Source organism: Saccharothrix sp. CB00851, assembly GCF_001905065.1.
Taxonomy (GTDB): domain Bacteria; phylum Actinomycetota; class Actinomycetes; order Mycobacteriales; family Pseudonocardiaceae; genus Actinosynnema.
The window spans coordinates 231,214-250,692 of sequence record NZ_LWLC01000012.1; the positions used below are offsets into that span (position 1 = coordinate 231,214).

At 71.5% G+C, this 19,479-nt stretch carries 20 protein-coding genes and 2 tRNA genes; 6 read left to right on the forward strand and 16 right to left on the reverse strand.

Translation table 11 applies throughout. The annotated features are described in order from the left end of the window. Positions 1–30: 30 nt before the first annotated feature. The 4 genes from A6A25_RS13760 to A6A25_RS13775 form a co-directional block, all read right to left on the reverse strand. Positions 31–1,119 carry a DNA cytosine methyltransferase gene (locus tag A6A25_RS13760; RefSeq protein ID WP_073889990.1) on the reverse strand — a complete coding sequence of 363 codons (1,089 nt, stop codon included), beginning with the start codon at positions 1,117–1,119 and terminating at the stop codon, positions 31–33. A gap of 13 nt (positions 1,120–1,132) precedes the next feature. Next, entirely contained in the window at positions 1,133–1,519 is a 387-nt protein-coding gene (locus tag A6A25_RS13765) for a very short patch repair endonuclease (protein ID WP_073889992.1), read from the reverse strand. A gap of 80 nt (positions 1,520–1,599) precedes the next feature. Beyond that, on the reverse strand, positions 1,600–2,316 hold the full coding sequence (locus A6A25_RS13770) for a hypothetical protein (protein WP_073889225.1): 717 nt from the start codon (positions 2,314–2,316) through the stop codon (positions 1,600–1,602). Between the two features lie 48 nt (positions 2,317–2,364). Continuing rightward, the gene (locus A6A25_RS13775; RefSeq protein WP_083668311.1) at positions 2,365–3,477 is read right to left on the reverse strand and encodes a DUF2786 domain-containing protein; all 1,113 of its coding nucleotides are present in this window, start codon (positions 3,475–3,477) and stop codon (positions 2,365–2,367) included. 89 nt (positions 3,478–3,566) lie between these two features. On the opposite strand from A6A25_RS13775, the gene A6A25_RS13780 reads away from it, so the two are divergent. Next, positions 3,567–4,238: a hypothetical protein gene (locus A6A25_RS13780; RefSeq protein WP_241828654.1), complete on the forward strand. Its 672-nt coding sequence runs from the start codon at positions 3,567–3,569 to the stop codon at positions 4,236–4,238. A gap of 131 nt (positions 4,239–4,369) precedes the next feature. Here the strand turns inward: A6A25_RS13780 and A6A25_RS13785 are convergent. After that, positions 4,370–4,442 (reverse strand) — tRNA-Lys (locus A6A25_RS13785). Between the two features lie 234 nt (positions 4,443–4,676). Between A6A25_RS13785 and A6A25_RS13790 the strand changes: the two genes are divergently transcribed. Further along, on the forward strand, positions 4,677–5,876 hold the full coding sequence (locus tag A6A25_RS13790; RefSeq protein ID WP_073889235.1) for a L,D-transpeptidase: 1,200 nt from the start codon (positions 4,677–4,679) through the stop codon (positions 5,874–5,876). 2 nt (positions 5,877–5,878) lie between these two features. Here A6A25_RS13790 and A6A25_RS13795 read toward each other — a convergent pair whose 3' ends face one another. The 3 genes from A6A25_RS13795 to orn form a co-directional block, all read right to left on the reverse strand. Continuing rightward, on the reverse strand, positions 5,879–7,510 hold the full coding sequence (locus A6A25_RS13795) for an ABC-F family ATP-binding cassette domain-containing protein (protein WP_073889238.1): 1,632 nt from the start codon (positions 7,508–7,510) through the stop codon (positions 5,879–5,881). Positions 7,511–7,568: 58 nt separating this feature from the next. Continuing rightward, positions 7,569–7,644, reverse strand: a tRNA-His gene (locus A6A25_RS13800). 62 nt (positions 7,645–7,706) lie between these two features. After that, positions 7,707–8,318, reverse strand: coding sequence for an oligoribonuclease (orn, locus tag A6A25_RS13805; RefSeq protein WP_073889240.1), 612 nt, complete (start codon positions 8,316–8,318; stop codon positions 7,707–7,709). 83 nt (positions 8,319–8,401) lie between these two features. Between orn and A6A25_RS13810 the strand changes: the two genes are divergently transcribed. Beyond that, a complete protein-coding gene (locus A6A25_RS13810) occupies positions 8,402–9,928 on the forward strand; it encodes a helicase HerA-like domain-containing protein (RefSeq protein WP_073889244.1) in 1,527 nt (508 codons plus the stop codon). A 13-nt stretch (positions 9,929–9,941) separates the two neighbouring features. Here the strand turns inward: A6A25_RS13810 and A6A25_RS13815 are convergent, their stop codons facing one another. The 7 genes from A6A25_RS13815 to A6A25_RS13840 form a co-directional block, all read right to left on the reverse strand. Then, entirely contained in the window at positions 9,942–11,381 is a 1,440-nt protein-coding gene (locus A6A25_RS13815) for a PH domain-containing protein (protein ID WP_143193169.1), read from the reverse strand. A 68-nt stretch (positions 11,382–11,449) separates the two neighbouring features. Beyond that, on the reverse strand, positions 11,450–11,941 hold the full coding sequence (locus A6A25_RS13820; protein WP_241828658.1) for a PH domain-containing protein: 492 nt from the start codon (positions 11,939–11,941) through the stop codon (positions 11,450–11,452). Positions 11,942–12,004: 63 nt separating this feature from the next. After that, complete coding sequence (locus tag A6A25_RS44010) at positions 12,005–12,154, reverse strand: hypothetical protein (RefSeq protein WP_158073731.1); 150 nt, start codon at positions 12,152–12,154, stop codon at positions 12,005–12,007. A gap of 222 nt (positions 12,155–12,376) precedes the next feature. Then, a complete protein-coding gene (locus tag A6A25_RS13825) occupies positions 12,377–13,702 on the reverse strand; it encodes a helix-turn-helix transcriptional regulator (protein ID WP_073889252.1) in 1,326 nt (441 codons plus the stop codon). 26 nt (positions 13,703–13,728) lie between these two features. Then, the gene (locus A6A25_RS13830) at positions 13,729–15,309 is read right to left on the reverse strand and encodes an AMP-binding protein (protein ID WP_241828660.1); all 1,581 of its coding nucleotides are present in this window, start codon (positions 15,307–15,309) and stop codon (positions 13,729–13,731) included. After that, the gene (locus tag A6A25_RS13835) at positions 15,306–17,168 is read right to left on the reverse strand and encodes an SDR family oxidoreductase (protein WP_073889255.1); all 1,863 of its coding nucleotides are present in this window, start codon (positions 17,166–17,168) and stop codon (positions 15,306–15,308) included. The genes A6A25_RS13830 and A6A25_RS13835 overlap by 4 nt, the downstream gene beginning before the upstream one ends. A gap of 67 nt (positions 17,169–17,235) precedes the next feature. Then, positions 17,236–17,439 carry a hypothetical protein gene (locus A6A25_RS13840; protein WP_053722955.1) on the reverse strand — a complete coding sequence of 68 codons (204 nt, stop codon included), beginning with the start codon at positions 17,437–17,439 and terminating at the stop codon, positions 17,236–17,238. 173 nt (positions 17,440–17,612) lie between these two features. Between A6A25_RS13840 and A6A25_RS45455 the strand changes: the two genes are divergently transcribed. Together A6A25_RS45455 and A6A25_RS45460 are read left to right on the forward strand one after the other, a co-directional pair. Continuing rightward, positions 17,613–18,038, forward strand: coding sequence for an FAD-dependent oxidoreductase (locus A6A25_RS45455; RefSeq protein ID WP_073889258.1), 426 nt, complete (start codon positions 17,613–17,615; stop codon positions 18,036–18,038). 76 nt (positions 18,039–18,114) lie between these two features. Next, a complete protein-coding gene (locus A6A25_RS45460) occupies positions 18,115–18,285 on the forward strand; it encodes an oxidoreductase C-terminal domain-containing protein (RefSeq protein ID WP_241828662.1) in 171 nt (56 codons plus the stop codon). Here the strand turns inward: A6A25_RS45460 and A6A25_RS13855 are convergent. Then, positions 18,255–18,725 (reverse strand): MarR family winged helix-turn-helix transcriptional regulator, encoded by a 471-nt coding sequence (locus A6A25_RS13855; RefSeq protein ID WP_073889261.1) that lies wholly within the window; start codon positions 18,723–18,725, stop codon positions 18,255–18,257. The two genes, A6A25_RS45460 and A6A25_RS13855, sit on opposite strands and share 31 nt — an antisense overlap. 103 nt (positions 18,726–18,828) lie before the next feature. On the opposite strand from A6A25_RS13855, the gene A6A25_RS13860 reads away from it, so the two are divergent. Beyond that, the gene (locus A6A25_RS13860; protein ID WP_073889264.1) at positions 18,829–19,440 is read left to right on the forward strand and encodes an FMN-dependent NADH-azoreductase; all 612 of its coding nucleotides are present in this window, start codon (positions 18,829–18,831) and stop codon (positions 19,438–19,440) included. Positions 19,441–19,479 lie beyond the last annotated feature (39 nt).

The following is a 19,479-nucleotide window of genomic DNA, read 5'->3' on the forward strand; positions in this document are numbered from 1 at the left end:
GGGTCTGACAATTTCGGGGGCGACGAGGTGTCAGGGGCAGAGCGGGCAGCTCGGCGCGGTCGGTTCGGCGCCCGTCAGGTACGGCTTGAGGTGCTCGGCGATGGCCCTGGCCAGGGACGGGGGCACGGCGTTGCCGATCTGCCGCGCCACCTCGACCTTCGTGCCGCACCACTCGAACGAGTCCGGGAACGACTGCAGCCGCGCCGCTTCCAGGTGCGTGATCGGCCGGTCCACCCGGTGGCCGTCCTCGCCCGGCTCCCACTGCGGGTGCAGGTAGCGGCCCTTCTCCGGCTTGTAGAACTCGGTGCGGATGGTCAGCGACGGCTCGTCCCACCGCATCCGGCCCATCACGTCCGTGGTGCCGGTCTTCTTCTCCCGCCAGCACCGGGGCAGCAGGTGCTGCGGCACGTGGAAACGCCCGCCACCCGGCGGGACGTGGCGGTACCGCTCCAACGACAACGGCGTGGGGTTGCGACCGATGTGCAGGTCCGGGCTCTTGAACGGCCCGGGCAGCTCCCGCCCGAAGAACTCCACCACCGAGTCCGGGAACGCGGTCGTCACCGGCCGTTCCGGCAGCCCGCGCAGCACGTCACCCACCGTGTGCCAACGTCCACGCGGGTGGGTCGCGATGGGCAACGGGATCGGCCCGATCCGCGAGCCGATCACGATCGTCCGCCGACGTCGCTGCGGCACGCCGAAATCCGCCGCCAGCAGGATGCCGTAGCTCAGCTCGTAGCCCTCGGTCTCGGCCTGCAGCAACGCGAACTCCGTCGACGCCAGGAACCGGTCGACGTTCTCGATCACGAACACCGACGGCCGGGCCCGCCGCACGAACCGCAGGTACTCGCGCCACAGCGAGTTGCGAGGGTCGTCGACGTCCTTCGAGCCCAGGTTCGAGAAACCCTGGCACGGCGGACCGCCGACGATCACGTCCACCTCGGGGATCTCGCCGTCCGGCACGGCCGCGATGTCCGACCAGCGGATGTGGTCCTCGCCGAAGTTCGCCGCGTACGTGGCCGCCGCGTGCAGGTCCCACTCGACCGCCATGACCGGCCGGTAGCCGCCCGCCGCGGCGAACCCGGAGGTCATGCCGCCGCAGCCGGCGAACAGGTCGATCATGGACAGCACGGGCTCAGGCTAGCCGACCGCGCCGCCGCAGGACCGTGGTCCGCACCCGACTCGCCGCGTCGGTCGGGTCCTCGTGCTCCCACACCCGCACCGCGAGCCACCCCGCCTCCGCCAGCACCTGGTCGGTGTTCGCGTCACGCTCCCGGTTCGCCTCGATCTTGGTCCGCCAGAACTCGCCGTTGCGCTTGGGCCACGTGCCGTGCTCCGGGCAGCCGTGCCAGAAGCACCCGTCCACGAACACCGCCACCTTGGCCGGCCCGAACACCACGTCCGCCTCACGCCGGACCGCGCGCACCGGCCGCTGGTGCACCCGGTAGCGCAGCCCCAGCCGGTGCAGTTCACGCCGCAACGCCACCTCGATGCCCGTGTCACGGGAACGCTGCTTGCTCATCCGGGCGCGGACGTCGTCCGTCGTCTCCAGGTTCGGCACCCGGCCATGATGGCACCCCGCCGCGCACGCCGGACGCGGCCTCACGCCGGGTGCAGCACGTCCCGCAACCGCCGCGCCGCACGGTCCAGCTGTGCCCGCGCCGGCAGCACGGCCGCACCCACCCGCGTGTACTCGCTCACCCCCAAGTCCGCGAAGAAGAACGGCGGCATCGCGTGCACCAGCAACTCCTCCGACCGCTGCCGACCGCCGCGCGGGTTGAGGATCAGCCGCTCCACCCACGCGTCCACCCGGAACACCGTGTCCGCCAACGGGTGCACCCGCACGTCCAGCCCGTGCCCGCGCAGCACCGCGAGCACGTACACGTCCCGCAGGAACCCCAGGAAGTCGGACACGACCCGGTTGCGCACCGCCTCCCGCCCCGCCGCCCCGACCTCGGCGATCACCTCACGAGCCGGCGTCCACAACATCGCCCGCGCCCGCTCGTCCGCCTCGCAGAACTCGCGGAACTCAGGCCAACCCGGTAATCGACCCAGCGCCTCGACCACGTGGTGCGCCACGTGCGTGACGGCGAAATCGGGCCGCCAGTCCCGGATCTCCGGCACGTCGGTCGGACCCGGTCGCGGCGCGCTGCGGCACGCGGCCTCGACCTCATCGACGGTGATCCGGTGGACGGCGACGGACTCGTGCGCCATCACGTGCGCCACGACGTGCTTGCGCCTGCTGTACCAGTGGTTGAAGTGGAACCGGGTCTCCTGCGTGACGTTGAACAGCCTGCGCACTTCCATCGCGGTGGTCATGACGCAGAGGGTACGGACGGGCACCGACAGTTCAGGTGAAACCGCGGGTCAGGTGATCGACAGGTTGGCCCGGTCCGCCGCCGAACGACCCGCGTCCCACCCCGCCGCGCTGCGCACCGGGGTCGTCTTGGCCACGGTCCGGCTGAACATCGCGCCGAAGTACTCCTCCACCGCCTTCTTCCGCTCCGCCAGCACGGGCAGCAGCCGGTCGTCCTCGGGCACCTCGTTCGCCGCACGCAGCCGTTCGCCGATCCGGTGCGCGTAGGACAGCAGGAACGACTTGCGGAACACCGCCGACCGCTCCTCGTCGCCCTTGCGCGCCTTCTCACCCGCCGCGACCATCGCCCGCGTCGCCTGCACCAGCAACGACGCCGACAGCAGCTCCACGATCTCCAGGTCGAGCTCCTCGCCGACCAGCGCCACGAAACCCAGGTCGTACACCACGGCCCGGCAGCGGTTCGCCTCCGCGACCACGTGCACGACCTGCGCCTTGCCGTCGAAGTACCGCTTGTCCAGCCACAACCGGCGTGACGTCGTGGTCGGCGCGTCGAGGGGCATCCGCTCCAACGCGTACCGCGTCACCAACTCCTGCGCCTTCGCCGACAGCGCCTCGGCCTCGTCCGGGAACGCGGTCGACTCGGCCTTGGCCAGCAGCCCCCGCACCCGGTTGAGGATCTTCGGGTCCACGTGGTGGTGGTCGACCGCGGCCAGCGGCGACCCGGGCTTGGGCACGATCACCGGCAGTCCCGGCAACGTGATCAGCACCGCCAGCACCGCCACCGCGGCGGCCACGGCGTCGTCGCGCAGCTCGATGTGCCTGCTCGCCCACTGGTCGACGTGCGGCTGGTCGACGTCCCACCAGACCGTCGCCTCGATCTCCGCCAACTGCTCGCGCCAGCGCGGGTGCAGCGCGGGGTAGCGGGACGCCTCCAGCGCCAGCGAGTCGACGAGGAACGACAGCGCGCGCTCGTCCTCGTTACGCCGTACGACCTCGTACACGTCGTACGGCAGCCAGCCGTGCTCCCACAGGTGCTCGAAGGCGCGCCTCAGCACCGCCTGCACCGCGTCGTCCACTTCGGCCGGTGGGAGGGAGGAGGTGCGCGGCAGCCGGGCCCGGCGGTTCGCCGCGGCCCGCCACAACGCCTCGCACAGGGAGTCCACGACTGCCGATTGTCCCCTTTCGGGTGTGGTGTCGGCGCAGCCGGTGCGCGTTGCCGCCCGCACGCGCCCCGACGTGCCAGCCTCGCGCGGTGAGCCGGAAGACGCAGTCGCCGAAGCGGCGGCCGATCGTGGTGGTGCACCGTCCACAGGGGACGCCGCTGACCACGGCGCAACGACAGGTCGTCCACCGCTGCCGCGCCCTGCCGCAACTGCTCGACCCGTTGGAGGCCGAGCTGACGGTCAGCAGCGCGGTCGCTGACATCGGCCCGGACGAGGAGTTCTGGGCGGGCCTGATCGAGCACGCCGTGTCGCTGCCGAGCCGCCGCAACCACGCCCTGCTGCGCGTCCTGGCCGCCGTGCTCACCGGCCGCCCGCGCGAGTGGGCGGCGAGCGCCGTCACCCCCGCGGGTCCCGCCCTGGCCGTCGGCGGCGCCTGGATCTGCGACCGTTCGCTCGATGCCGGCTACCTGGCCCTGATCTGCACGTACCGGTTCGCCGCCGACGAGCACGCCATGGTGTTCCTGATCGACGAGTTGGCCGGCGGCGAGGTCCGCACCGCCTTCGTGACCCGTGACGTCACCACTGCCCGCCGCCGCCTGGCCGAACAGGGCCCGCTGACCCCGATAGGGGCCGAGGCCGCGCACTGGCTGCTGGCCAAGTCCTACCACCGCCTGGACCGCAACGCCGAGGCCGTCATCGACGCGGACGTGCGGCGGACCCGATTGCTGGCGGGCCGCCGGATCGCGCTCGCCTTCGGGTGAGCGCGATCCGGCGACAAATGTGACGTGAATCGCGCAGCAGGTGTCCGACGGCATTGGCGAGGCCGCCGCGGAAAGTGGCGGAAATAGCAAAGAGCCAGGTCGGCGGAATGCCGACCTGGCTCTTTGTGTTGTGCGCCGCCAGGGACTCGAACCCCGAACCCGCTGATTAAGAGTCAGCTGCTCTGCCAGTTGAGCTAGCGGCGCTCGGACTCTCTTGCTCTGTCCGACGCGAAGAACATTAGCACAGCGCCTCTCCCAGCTCCCAATCGCCTGGTCAGGGCCGGTGTGCCGCCCTGGTGCAGGGGGAACTTCGCCTTCGTAACGATCCAGCATCTCGGGCAACATCGTCAACCCTCTGGGCGTCACCTTGTCAGGGGACGCCAGCGGACTCCTGTGGCGGGCTGTCACGGCGTTCTGGGGACGAAGCGGAGGACGGGGATGTACCGCAAGCGGGGGGCGCGCAGAGCGCTGGGGATCGTCGCGATCGGGTTGGTCGCGGCGTTGATCACAAGTTGTTCGTCCGGCTCCGCCTCGACCGAGGCCGCCGCCGGTGAGACCTCCACCACCACGTCGTCCACACCGCCGCCGAAGCCCGTGACGCTGAGCACGGGCCCGGCGGACGCGGCGGTCGACGTCCAGCCCGGTGTGCCGGTCGTGGCCACGGCCACCGACGGCAAGATCACGTCGGTCTCGTTGACCAACCCCGAGGGCAAGGTCGTGGCCGGTCAGGTGAGCCCCGACGGTCTGCAGTGGACCAACACCGAACCGCTGGGCTACCAGAAGACCTACACGCTGTCCGTGACGGGCGAAGGCGCGGACGGCAAGGCCGTCACCAAGACCTCCACCTTCACCACCGTCAAGCCGCGCACGCTGACGTACCTCTCGGTCAACCCGCAGGACGGCACGACGGTCGGCGTCGGCCAGCCGCTCGCCTTCTACTTCGACGAGCCGATCGCGGACAAGGCCGCCGCCGAGGCGATGATCTCCATCACCACCCAGCCGCGCGTCGAGGGTGCGTTCTACTGGTTCGACGAGAAGACCGTGCACTGGCGCCCCCAGGCCTACTGGACGCCCGGCACCAAGATCACCATCAACGCCAAGATCTACGGCAAGCACGTGGGCAACGGCATCTACGGCGAGGAAGACCGCCTGATCAACACCACCATCGGCGACGCGGTCATCCACGAGGCCGACGGCCAGACCCACCAGGTCGTCACCAAGGTGAACGGCCAGGTCGTGCGCACCATGCCGACGTCGATGGGCGACGCGCAGAACCCGACCCCCACGGGCACCTACGTGCTCATGGAGAAGCACGCCCACATGGTGATGGACTCCCGCACGTACGGCCTGTCGCTGGAGGCGGGCGGCTACGTGACGCCCGTCGACTGGGCCTACCGGATGTCCAACTCGGGCATCTTCTTCCACAGCGCGCCGTGGTCGATCGGCGACCAGGGCAGGCGCAACGTCAGCCACGGCTGCCTGAACCTCTCGCCCGAGAACGCCAAGTGGGTGTTCGACAACTCCAAGCAGGGCGACGTCGTCATCGTCACCAACTCCGGCGGCCCGGTGCTGGAGTCCTGGGACGGCTTCGGCGACTGGCAGATCCCGTGGGACCAGTGGATCAAGGGCAACCGCTGACGCTAGAGCTCTGACACCCGACCCGCCGCCACCACCAGGCGGCGGGTCGTCCGCACCGCGTCCGACATCCGCCGGTCGTGCGTGACCAGCAGCAACGTGCCGGTGTAGGAGTCCAGCGCGGACTCCAGCTGTTCGATCGCGGGCAGGTCCAGGTGGTTCGTCGGCTCGTCCAGCACCAGCAGGTTCACCCCGCGTGCCTGGAGCAGCGCCAACGCGGCACGCGTGCGTTCACCGGGGGAGAGGGAAGCGGCGGTCCGCAGTACGTGCGCCGCCTTCAGCCCGAACTTCGCCAGCAACGTGCGCACGTCGGCGGGCACGAGGTCGGGCACGGCGGCACCGAAGGCGTCCAGCAGCGGCTCGTCGCCGAGGAACAGGCCGCGGGCCTGGTCGATCTCGCCCACGACCACGCCGGAACCCAGGGACGACGACCCGGAGGCCAACGGGACGCGGCCCAGCAGCGCCGCCAGCAACGTCGACTTGCCCGACCCGTTGGCGCCGGTGATGGCGATCCGGTCGGCCCAGTCCACCTGCACGTCGACCGGCCCCAAGGTGAACGACCCCCGCGTCACCACCGCCGACCGCAGCACCGCCACCACGGCACCGGACCGGGGCGCGGCGGCGATCTCCATCCGCAGCTCCCACTCCTTGCGCGGCTCCTCGACCACGTCCAGCCGTTCGATCAGCCGCTCGGTCTGCCGCGCCTTGGACGCCTGCTTCTCGGTCGCCTCGGTGCGGAACTTGCGTCCCACCTTGTCGTTGTCGGGCGCCTTGCGGCGGGCGTTCTTCACGCCCTTCTCCATCCACGCCCGCTGCGCCCGAGCGCGCTCCTCCAACGACGCCCGCGTGGACGCGTACTCCTCGTACTCCTCCCGCGCGTGCCTGCGGGCGATCTCACGCTCCTCCAGGTACGACTCGTAGCCGCCGCCGTAGGAGCTGACCTGCTGCTGCGCCAGGTCCAACTCCACCACCCGCGTCACCGTGCGGGCCAGGAACTCGCGGTCGTGCGACACCACTACGACGCCCGCTCGCAGCCCCGTCACGAACCGCTCCAGCCGGGCCAGGCCGTCCAGGTCGAGGTCGTTGGTCGGCTCGTCGAGCAGGAACACGTCGTACCTGCTCAGCAGCAACGACGCCATGCCCACGCGAGCCGCCTGGCCGCCCGACAGCGCCGTCATCGGCAGGTCGAGCGAGACCTCCAGCCCCAGCTCGGCAGCCACCTCCAGGGACCGTTCCTCCAGGTCGGCGCCGCCCAGCGCGAGCCACCGCTCCAACGCGTCGGAGTAGCCGTCGTCACCCGACCCGGAGGCCAGCGCCTCGGTCGCCCGGTCCAGCTCGACCTGCGCCGCCGCCACGCCCGTGCGGCGGGCCAGGAACGCCCGGACCGTCTCGCCCGGACGCCGGTCCGGCTCCTGCGGCAGGTGGCCGACCGTCGCGGTCGTGGGTGAGAGGCGGATCACACCCTGCTCGGCGGGCAGCAGGCCCGCGAGGGTCCGCAGCAACGTGGACTTGCCCGCGCCGTTGGCGCCGACCAGCCCGATCACGTCACCGGGCGCGACGACGAGGTCCAGCTCGGAGAACAGCACGCGGTCGCCGTGCCCGGCGGCCAGGTCTTTCGCGACGAGGGTGGCGCTCACGACGACTCCAGGGCAAAAGAAGACGCCCCTCGACTCGGGCGTCGAGGGGCGTTCCGCTTGGGGTGAGTGACGGGACTTGAACCCGCGACACCTGGGATCACAACCCAGTGCTCTGCCAGCTGAGCTACACCCACCAAGACCGGCTGACCCGGCGGATGAAGCATACAGTGCCCTACCGCCGGGTCTGAAATCGACCCTATTTCAGGCCCTCGTCGGCCAGCAGCTCGGCGGCGACGGCCTGCGCCTGCTCCGACGTCGGCCCTGGCTGCGGCACGAACGCCGTGCGCCGGTAGTACGCCAGCTCGCGGATCGACTCCTTGATGTCGGCGAGCGCGCGGTGCGCCAGGCCCTTGCCCGGCTGCGCGTAGTAGATGCGCGGGTACCACCGCCGGCACAGCTCCTTGATCGACGACACGTCGACCATCCGGTAGTGCAGGTGGGCGTCGAGCTCGGGCATGTCACGGGCGATGAACCCGCGGTCGGTGGCGATCGAGTTGCCCGCCAGGGGAGCGGTGCGCGGGTCCGGCACCCACTGCTTGATGTAGGCCAGCACCTGCGCCTCGGCGTCGGCGAGCGTCACGGTGGACCGCCGCACCTCCTCGGTGAGCCCGGACTTGGCGTGCATCTGCATGACGACGTCCGGCATCGAGTCGAGCGCGGTGTCGTCGGCGTGGATCACCACGTCGACGCCTTCGCCGAGCACGTTCAGCTCCGCGTCCGTCACCAGCGCCGCGATCTCGATCAAGGCGTCCTTGCCCAGGTCGAGGCCGGTCATCTCGCAGTCGATCCACACCAAGCGATCCATCACCCGCGCGAGCCTAGTCGCCCGGTCGCGCCGGCCCCGCGTCGCTTCGGGTGGCGGCCCCTTCCAATCTCATTACGCTCATCGCAATGACGGCCCAGAGCGACATCGCTGCCGGCTACGCCTCGGAGGGCGCGGCCATCGAACTCGGCGCCGTGCTGGTCGACGGCGAGGTGGAGCCGACCGCGCGCGTGCGGCTCCCGCTGGCCACGCTGAACCGGCACGGCCTGGTCGCGGGTGCCACCGGCACCGGCAAGACGAAGACGCTGCAGCTGATCGCGGAGCAGCTGTCGGCGGCGGGCGTGCCCGTGGTGATGGCGGACGTGAAGGGCGACCTGTCCGGTCTGTCCCGGCCGGGCGAGGGCGGTGAGCGGGTCACCGCGCGGGCCGCCGAGACGGGTGACGACTGGCAGCCGGCGGCGTGCCCGGCGCAGTTCCTGTCCCTGGGCACGGGCGGGGCGGCGGTGCCGGTGCGGGCGACCGTCACCAGCTTCGGGCCGATCCTGCTGGCGAAGGTGCTCGGGCTCAACGACACCCAGGAGTCGACGCTCGGGCTGATCTTCCACTGGGCGGACTCGCGCGGGCTGCCGTTGGTGGACATCAAGGACCTCCGGTCGGTGATCACGCACCTCACGTCCGACGAGGGCAAGCAGGACCTGAAGGGCCTGGGCGGTGTGTCGTCGGCCACGGCGGGGGTGATCCTGCGGTCGCTGGTGAACCTGGAGGCGCAGGGCGGTGACACGTTCTTCGGCGAGCCGGAACTGGACCCGCTCGACCTGATGCGGGTGGACGGCGGTCGCGGTGTGGTGTCGCTGCTGGAGCTGGCGGAGCTGCAGGCCAAGCCGGCGCTGTTCTCGACGTTCCTGATGTGGCTGCTGGCGGAGCTGTTCGAGGTGCTGCCCGAGGAGGGTGACCTGGACCAGCCGAAGCTCGTGTTCTTCTTCGACGAGGCGCACCTGCTGTTCGCCGACGCGTCGAAGGCGTTCCTGGAGCGGATCACGCAGACGGTGAAGCTGATCCGGTCCAAGGGTGTCGGTGTGTTCTTCTGCACGCAGCTGCCGACCGACGTGCCGAACGCCGTGCTGTCGCAGCTGGGCGCACGGGTGCAGCACGCGTTGCGGGCGTTCACGCCCGAGGACCAGGCGGCGCTGGCGAAGGCGGTGAAGACGTACCCGACGACGCCGCACTACGAGCTGGACGAGGCGTTGACGTCGTTGGGGATCGGCGAGGCGGTGGTGACGGTGCTGAGCGAGAAGGGTGCGCCGACGCCGGTCGCGTGGACGAGGATGCGCGCGCCGCGGTCCTTGATGGACACCATCGGGCCGGACGCGATCGAGCAAGCCGCCGAGACGTCCGAGCTGCACGGCAAGTACGCCGAAACGGTGGACCGCGAGTCGGCGTACGAGAAGCTGACGGCGAAGGTCGCACCCCCACCCGACCAGGAGCAGGCACCACCCGCCGAGCCTTCCGAACGGCGTGCCGAGCGCGAGGAACCGGGCGTGGTGGCCCAGGTGCTCGGCAACACCGCCGTCAAGTCGTTCCTCCGCTCGGCCGCGAGCGCGCTGGGCCGTGAGATCACCCGCGGGCTCTTCGGCACTTCTCGCAAACGCCGGTGAGCAGGTGCGCGGATCATTCGGGTGGTCCGGGCTCCAGGAACGGGCGCAGCAGGTCCGGGACGGCTTCGTCGGCGAACGCCAGGCCGGCGGACTCGCCCACGTCGATCACGTGGTACGCGCCGTCGCCCGCAGCGGTGGTGGCGGTGACGGTGACCAGGCCCGCGCGGCGCTGGAAGAACGAGCGGGAGATCCGCCAGCCGATGATGCCGGTCCGTTGCAGCGCCACGGTTTCCCGGATCGCCGAGCCCGCGCGGGCGAGCAGGTGGCGGTCGGTCAGCGCGTGGCCGAGCGAGCGGTAGCGGTCCCAGCCCAGGGCGGCGGAGAACGGGACCAGTGCCAGGACGACCTGCCACGTCCAGTTCGGTGCGAACCACGCCAGGACCGCCGCGAGCACCAGCAGCGGTGCCACGGCGCGCACCATCCGGCGGCGCAGGGCGGCAGGCGGGTGCCGGCGCAACGGCGTCCGCGTCGGCGAGTCCGCGGTACTGCCGGTGGGGTGCCGTAGCACCTCCGCGGACACGCGGTGCGCCTCGGCGACCGGCGCGGGTGGCAGCAGCAGGTTGCTCTCGCCCTTGCGGCCCAGACCGGTCGTCACGGTCTTGGCGTGCGCACCCCGCCCGGCGCGCAACAGCAGCGGCTCGACCAGTTCCACGCCGCGGAGCCGTTGCTCGGCAACGGAAACCGAACGCGTGGTGAGCAGGCCGCGGCGCACGCGGACCGTGTCGTCCGGCTCGCGGGTCAGCCGGTAGCCCCAGAACTGCACCACGTACACCAGCACCGAGCCGAACGTCGCGACCAGCAGCACGACACCAGCGAACACCGCGACGGTCAGCCCGAGCGGCTGTGCCACCACCCAGTGCGCGGCCTCGGTCATCGGCTCCAACACCTCGATGTCGAGCTCCCGCGCGAAGTTCATCACGAACCCGAACAGCGCACCGGCGGCCACCAGACCGGACAGCGTCAACGGCGCGTACCGCAGCCACCGGTTGTCCCATTCGGACAGCACGACCCCGGGCCGCTCCTCGGCCGCCGCCGGGGCCTCGGTCTTGGCGATGGTGAGCAGCAGCACGCGCAGCCGTTCCGCCTCGGCCGACGACACCGCGTCCAGCGTCAACCCGTCCTCGCCCGGCTGGTCGCGCTGCCCGGTACCGACCCGGATCGCGGACAGCCCGAACAGCCGGTGCCCGAGCTTCGCGGTCAGGTCGACGGTGCGGATCCGGTCGCGCGGCACGGCCAGGCGCTTGCGCACCAGCAGACCGGTGTGCAGCTCGACCTGCTCGGTGGTGATCCGGTACCGGGTGGTGATCCAGCGCAGCAGGCCGAACAGCACGATCGCGGCGATCACGCCGACGCTGACCAGGATCCGCCACGTCTCACCACGGCCGAGCACCAGCAGGCCGACGAACAGCGGGACCAGGCCGATCAGCTCGTTCAACGGCCGCACGATGAGCATCCGCACGTCCAGCCGGTGCCAGTCCACCACCGGTTCGGCGTACTCGGGCGCGGCGGGCAGGTCCGTGGTCACGTCGCATCACCCGGCGTGGCCTGCGTGGTGGTGGTGAGCTCGTCGGCCAGCCGCACCGCGTCTTCGTGTTCGAGGCCCTCGATGAGCACGGGACCGGCGGCCGAGGCCGTGGTCACGGTGACCGTGGACAGCCCGAGCAGCTGCTGCAGGGGACCGCGCTTGGTGTCCACGGTCTGGATGCGCGAGACCGGCGCGATCCGCCACTCCTGGTTGAGCCAGCCCGCCAGCGTGTACACCGCGTCCGGGGTGGCCTCCCAGCGGTGCACCCGGTACCGCCAGCGCGGCATCACCAGCGTGTGCGCGGTGCCGAGCACGAGCGTCGCGACGGCGGCGGCGACCTGCCACGGCGAGGCGGCGAAGATCAGCACGACCAGCTGCGGCACCAGCAGCACCGCCCAGCCGATCAGCGCGTGCAGGGTCCAGAGGGTGATCGACTTGCGGCTCACCTGGTGCCGCGGCGCACGCAGGCGCAACACTTCGTTGCTCACGCCGTCCACTGTGCCTCAAGGCCGAGCCCGCGTGCGCGCGAACCCGGCCCCGTCACCGACCGGTTACGGCTGCGGTGCGTACGGCGCCTGGAACACCCTCGCGTGGGTGCTCTCGCCCTGGACGGCCACAGCGGCGGGCACGCCGACGACGACCGCGAGACCGGCGCAGATGACGAGCGCAGCCATGATCTTGTGCAGGGAGTGCACAACCATCGTCGAACTCCGTTCGATCGTCGCGGCTTCGTCGGCAGGGGGGAGCCGGACCAGATCCGCGGGTGACGCCCGGAAGCGTCCAAGCGGAGCATCGCACAGACGGGTTGTCACGGTCACCACCCACTTCTGCCTCTGCCCACTAGGCAATACCCCCGGAGCGGTCGCCCCGATCGTCGGGGACATCCCACCACTACGGTAACGAGCCGAAAACCCGGAAGTGACTCAGTCGATCACGACCCGTCCCCGCGTTTCCTCGTCGAGGTCCACCCACCACACCGCCGCGCCCGCCCGGTCGCGCACGCCGATCGTCCGGTAGATGCGCTGGAGGTGGTTCTGCACGGTCTTCGGCGACAGCGACAGCTCGGCCGCGATGTCAGCGGTGCTCCCACCTGCCGCGACCCGCCGCAGCACCTCGATACCGCGCTTGGTCAGCCCGGACCGCAACGCCCGCGCGATCCGCCGGTTGTCCTGTTCGGCGGTGGCCGAACTGCGCAGCGGGTCCGGCGCCGACCGGTGCTCCCGGTGCGGCCCGAACGTCCGCTCGGCCAACTGGTCCACCAGCCGCGCGGACAGGTCGTGCTCGCGCATCCGCAGCAGGTCGCGGCCTTCCTGCAGCTCCCACAGCCGGTACTGCTCCAACTGGGACCGGGCGTGTCGCAGCGCCGAGTCCAGCTTCCCGGCCCGCTCGTGCGCCACGCTCAACGCGCCGTGCGCCCGCACCGCGACCTCCCGCGCGAGCACGCCCATCGCCAGCTCCGCCGCACGGGTCAGCAGCCGCACCTGGTCGTCGTGCCGGCCGCGCACGCCGTTGATCCGGGCCCACGCCATCAGCAGCTCGGCCCGCAGCACGGGCCGGTCCTGCTCGTCGAGCAGCCGGTCGGCCCGCCGGCACGAGCGCAGCGCCCGTTCCACCTCGCCCAGGTCCAGCCGCACGTGCGTGAGCAGCAGGTTCAGCCGGGCCATCCGCCACGGCTGGTCGAGGTGCTTCCACCGGTCCCGGACCTGCGCGCACAGCGCCTCCGCGCGCCGGAGCTTGCGCGTGCACGGTTCGCCGTCCGGGCTGCACCGGCTCGCCGCCGTGCGCACCAGGCAGTGCTCGTGGTACTGCGTGCGCAGCACGTTGGCCTGCTCGAACAGGATCGAGCCGATCAGCTCGACGTCCTTGGTCAGCTCGGCCAGGCCCAGCGCCCGCGCCAACGAGTGCAGCGACCGCTCCCGCGAGTCCAGCCGCAGCTCCACCACGGCCTGCGCGAAGCCGCACCACGCCTGCAACCCGACGTGCCGGTTGGCCACCGCGATCGCCCGCACCCGGTCGATGGTGTCCAGCGCGCCCGGCAGCAGGCCGCGCTTGCCCAGCGCCACGGACTGGGCCAGCACGCTGTGCGCCACGCCCTCGGCGTCGTCCAGCCAGGAGAACGCGGCCAGCGCCTTCTCCGCGGCCTCCAGCGCGTCACCGGGACGGCCCTCGTCCAACGCCAGCCGCGCCTCGCGCAGGTTGGACACCGCGGCCTCACGCGGATCGGCCGCTCGCTGGACGGGAATCGTCATCGTTGCCCCCCGGCTGGCGAGCGTACTCACCCCAACTCGCGCTTGAGCACCTTCCCGGTCGCGTTGCGGGGCAGGGCGTCGAGGAAGACGACCTCGCGCGGCACGGAGAACTTGGCCAGGTTGCCGCGCACGTGCTCGCGCACCGCGTCCTCGTCCAGCACGCCCGGTTCCTCGCACACGACGTACGCGGCGAGCCGTTGGCCGAACTGCTCGTCCGGCACGCCGACCACGGCCACCTCGCGCACCCCGGCCAGGCCCGCCAGCAGGTCCTCGACCTCGCGCGGGTACACGTTCTCACCGCCGGAGATGATCATCTCGTCGTCCCGGCCCGCCACGAACAGCAGGCCGTCGCCGTCGCGGTAGCCGACGTCGCCGGTCGCCATGAGGCCGTCGCGGACCTCCTTGTTCGCGCCGTTGGTGTAGCCGTCGAACAGCATGTCGTTGGCCACGAAGATCCGGCCGGTGGTGCCGGCGGGCACCGGGTTGCCGTCGTCGTCCAGGATCGCCAGCCGGGTGCCGTGCGGCGGCACGCCCGCCGTGTCGGGGCGCCTGACCAGCTCGTCGGGCCGGGCGATGCTCACCCAGGACACCTCGGTGGAGCCGTAGAGGTTGTAGAGCACGGGACCGAACTCCGCCAGGCACCGCCGGGCCACCGGTGGCGGCAGCGCCGAGCCGCTGGACGCGATCACCCGCAGCCGCGGCAGGTGCGGGCGCCCGGTCAGCTCCAGCACGCGTTGCAGCATCACGGGAACGACGAACAGCGCGTCGCTGCCGTGCTGACGCGCGTCGGCGAGCACGAGCGCCGGGTCGAACTTGCGGCGCAGCACGAACGTCGCACCCAGCACGAGCCCGATCTGGAACGCGGCCAGGCCCCAGGTGTGGAACAGGGGCGCGGGCACGGAGAACCGGTCGCCCGCCTTGAGCGGGATGCGCGACAGCAGCGCGGCGGCGGGCGTGAGGCTCGCCGGTTCCGGCCGCTTGGCGCCCTTGGGCGCGCCCGTGGTGCCCGACGTCAGCACGATCATCCGGCCGCGCGGCGGACGCTTCGGCAGCGGGGTGGCGGGGGAGCCCGCGATCAGCTGGTCCAGCGTCTTGCTCTTGGTGGTGCCGTCGACCCACGCCATCACCCGGCGCACCTTGCGCGGCGCGTTGGCCAGCAGGTCGCGGAACTCCGTGTCGGCGACGACCACGGACACGTCCTGCTCGCGCAGCACCACGGCGATCTGGGACGCGCTGAGCCCGGTGTTGAGCAGCACGGTGTGCGCGCCGAGCTTCACGCACGCGGCCACGGTCTCCACGAAACCCCGGTGGTTGCGGCACAGCACCGCAACCTTCGAACCGGCGCGCACGCCCAAGTCGTGCAGGCCGTGCGCGAGCCGGGTGGTGCGCTCGTCGACCTGGGCGTAGGTGAGCGTGCCCGCGTCGTCGATGATGGCCGGCCGGTCGGGGTGGCGCGCCGCGCCGTGGGCAAAGCCGAACGCCACCGTGATGTCCCACTGCAGGTAGGCGTCCACCACGCCGAGCAGCCTGCCCGGACCCATCGGCCGCACGACACCGGCGCGCACCAGCGTCACCAACGCGCGCAGCGCTCCCAGGACCCGGTTCACCGCGTCGCCCGCAGGACCAGGCGGGTGACCCCGGCGGCGACGGCGGCCAGCGGCGACGTGCGCGGGGCGCCCCGCTCCGGCATCGCCCGGTACGCCAGGTGCAGCAGCGACCGCACCTGCTTCGGCGCGGTCTTGCGGGCGAGTTCGGCCAGCACCCCGAACGGCCGGTCGACCTCTTCGGGACGGCGTTCCAGCGCGTGCACCACCCACTGCGCGGCACGCTCGGGCGTCGCCGCCGGGAACCCGTCGTAGACCTTCGTCGGCCCGATCATGGGCGTGCGCACCAGCGGCATCCGCACCGAGGTGAACGTCACACCGTCGGCGACGGACTCACTGGCCGCCACCCGGCTGAACGCGTCGAGCGCGCTCTTCGAGGCCAGGTAGGCGGAGAACCGGGGCGTGTTCAGCTGCACGCCCATGCTGGAGATGTTCACGATGTGCCCGAACCGCCGTTCTCTCATGTGCGGCAGCAGGCCCAGGACCAGCCGCAGCGGTGCGAAGTAGTTCAACGCCATGGTGCGCTCGTAGTCGTGCAACCGGTCCACGCTCAGGTGCACGCTGCGCCGGATCGACCGGCCCGCGTTGTTGACCAGCATGTCCACGCCGTCGTGCTCGGCGAGCACCTGCTTGAGCAGCGCGCCGACGGCTTCGGCGTCGGTCAGGTCGCACGGGTAGGCGTGCGCCGTGCCGCCCTCGGCGCGGATCCGCTCGGCGACGTTCTCCAACTCGTCGGCCCGGCGTGCGACGAGCAGCGGCACGGCCTTGCGGCGGGCCACGGCGAGCGCGGTGGCCGCGCCGATGCCCGACGACGCGCCGGTGATCAGCACGGTGCGCCCGGCCAGGCCGTGCTTGCGGGCGGCGCGCAACGGGTCGAGGTGATCCGCCCAGTATCGCCACACGGTGTGTGCGTAGGTGGTGAAGTCGGGCGGTTCCAGGCCGGTGACCGTGCGGGTGGCGGTGGAGTCGAACTCGGCGCGCACCGCGAGGTGGGGCACGACCTGCGGCGGGATGCCCAGCTCGGTGAGCACGCCGGTGACGATCGCGCTGGTCGGCGCGGCGGGCAGCGGCAGCGGCACGGTGAGGCGGACCTTGGGCGCGCCGGTGGCGTCGGCCAGCGCGTTGTAGACGGCGTCCAGCGGAAGCGAGCGGCGCGCGGTGAGGTGGAACGTGCCGCCGGCGGGCACGTCGGCGTGGATCAGCTCCAGCAGCGCCGCCACCACGTAGTCGACCGGGACCAGGTTCACGGCGCCGAAGTGTGGCGCGACCAGCGGCAGCAGGCGCGGCAGGCGGGCGAGCGCGGCCAGTGCCGGGAAGAAGTAGTAGGGCCCGTCGACCTTGTCGATCTCGCCGGTGCGCGAGTCGCCGACCACCGCGCCGGGCCGGTACACCCGCCACGGCACTGCGCCCTGGTCGCGGACGATCTTCTCGGCGGCGTGCTTGGTCGCGTGGTACGGCGAGGGCAGGTGCTGGCCGAGGTCGAAGTCGTCCTCGGTGAACGGGCCGCGGTGGTCACCCGCGACCGCGATGGACGACACGTGGTGCAGCAGCCCCGAGCCGGTGCGCTCGGCGTACTCCACGACCCGCCGCGTGCCCTCGACGTTGACGGCGTGGTGCTCGTCCGCGGACGCGGTGAAGTCGTAGACGGCGGCCAGGTGGACGACGTGGTCGACCCGGTCGGCGTCGATCGGTGAGCCGAGGTCGCCGAGTACCGCGGTCAGCTTGTCGTGCCGGGCCAGCTTGTCCGCCGACTGTGGTCTGACCAGCGCGAACACCCGTTCGCAGTCCGGTCGCCGGAGGAGCTCGGCGACCAGGCGCCTGCCGAGGAAACCCGTCGCGCCGGTGACGAAGTAGGTACTCACGACCCCGATACTGACACTACCTACCCGTGAGTAGGAAGAGTGCGGTCCGAAATCGGAACGCTGGTGATCAGTTTTCCGGGGTGCCGGAGGCGTTCACCACCGCGTCGCGCAAAGCCGCGCGCAGGCGGCCCACCTCCAGTGGCGTCAGCACGGCCGCCTCACCCGGCGGCACGGTCACCACGACGTGGCCCTGGCTGACGAAAACGGTCATGTCACGGCGACGTGACGCGATGTCGCGGCACGAGATCTGCCACTCCTTGCCTGTGCTCACGGCCCCCAACCTCCAGCTGTCTCCACACGGGGTGCTCGGACCAATCCGGGCGCTCGCGAGGAGGAGACGCACGCGGGTTGGTGCCATGACGGGACATCCGTCGGGCGACCGTGCCGAGCTGTCGCTAGCGTCGCATGCGGCTGTCGTCGCAGTCACCTGGAAGGGTGAGAAAAATGGCTGAACCGCAACGGATCGTGATAATCGGCTCGGGTCTGGCCGGCGCCGCCGCGGCGGGTGCGTTGCGCGACCGGGGTTACGCCGGTGATCTCGTCCTCTTCGGTCGGGAGAGGCACCAGCCGTACGAGCTTCCGGCGCTGTCCAAGCAGGTGCTGCTCGGTGACGCCGACGAGCCGAACCGCGTGCACGAGCCCGATTTCTACGCCGACCGCCACGTCGAGCTGCGTCTCGGGGTCGAGATCGTCCGCCTGGACGTCGCCGGGCGGTCGGTCGAGGACTCCACCGGCGCAACGCATTCGTACGATCGGCTGATCCTCGCGACCGGCTCGACACCGCGTCGACTGGCCGTGCCGGGCGGAGAACTCCCAGGGCTGCGGGTGTTGCGCACGGTGGAGGACTCGCTGGCGTTGCGCGGGAGCTGACCGACGGCGTCGAGGTGGTGATCGTCGGTGCCGGGTGGATCGGCTGCGAGGTCGCCGCCGCGGCTCGCAAGGTGACGTGGACGCCCGCGAGTTCACCGCGTTCTGGCTGCGCGACGGGCGCGTCCAGGCGGCGATGAACGTCAACCAGTGGGACGACGGCGAGGCGTTGCAGCTCTTGGTCGACGCACGGGCCGAGTTGACGCCGGACCAGCTGCGTCAGAGGCAGGAGCCGCTGTCGGGGCCGTGACCGGTCGCGATCAGGCGTTCCAGCAGCACGCGCAGGGTGTGGGCTTCCTCGGGCGTGAGTTCGGCGGTGAACTCGCGCTCCACCTCGACGTGCAGCGCCTCGACCGCGCCTTGGACGGCCCGGCCCTGCTCGGTGATCATCGGCACGCGCACGCGCCGGTCGTTCGGATCCGGCTTGCGCACGATCAGACCCGCTCGTTCCAACCGGTCCAGCTCCGCGGTGAGCGTGGTCTTGTCGACGCCGAGCGCGTGGCCGAGCGCGAGCTGGGTGCGCTGGAACTCCTCGCTGACCAACGCGGTCAGCACGATCTGCCCCCGGGTGGTGATGCCGTGCCGCACCGCCGCTTCCTGCGCGACCGTGCCGAGCTTCTGCGCCGCGCGGTGCAGCAGCCAGTTCAGGCCCGCACGGCTGGTGCAGCCGAGGTCAGGGGCGAGATCCATGGCCCGATCATACGCGAGGCGCGAGATATTCTCGGGTCAGAACATCTTGACTCGGAATACCTCTAGTCGTATGTTCTCAATCAAGAACTTCTTGGGAGGAACTATGGCGGAACTGCTCCACCTCGACACCAGCCTGCGGTTCGAGGGTTCGGTGTCACGCGAGGTCACCGGGGCGTTCGCGGAGGCGTGGCGGTCGGCGCACCCGGACGGCGGGTACACGTACCGGGACCTGGCCGCCGACCCGTTGCCGCACATCGACCCCGAGGTGCTGGCCGTCCGGGAGGCCGACGGCGACCGGCCGCTGGAGCAGCGGCTGGTCGCGGAGGTGAAGGCGGCGGACACCGTGCTGCTCGGCGTGCCGATGTACAACTACGGCGTGCCGTCGAGCCTCAAGGCCTGGCTCGACTGGATCGCGGTGCCGGAGCTGTTCGCCGACCAGGAGACCGGTGAAGGCGTGCTGACCGGCACGCGGGTCGTGGTCGTGACCGCGCGGGGCGGCTCCTACGCACCCGGCACGCCCCGGCACTCGTTCGACTTCCAAGAGCCGTACCTGCGGGCCGTGTTCGGCACGCTGGGCATGGGCGAGCACCTGGAGTTCGTGCACGCCGAGATGACGCTGGCCGGCGTCATGCCGCACCTGGCCCAGTTCCGCGACCACGCGGTCGCCTCGCTGGAGGACGCGCACCGGGCGGTGCGCGAGCTGGCCGTCGCCTGAGGGGGTATCGGGTGACGGGCCGTGGTCGAGGGGGCGGCC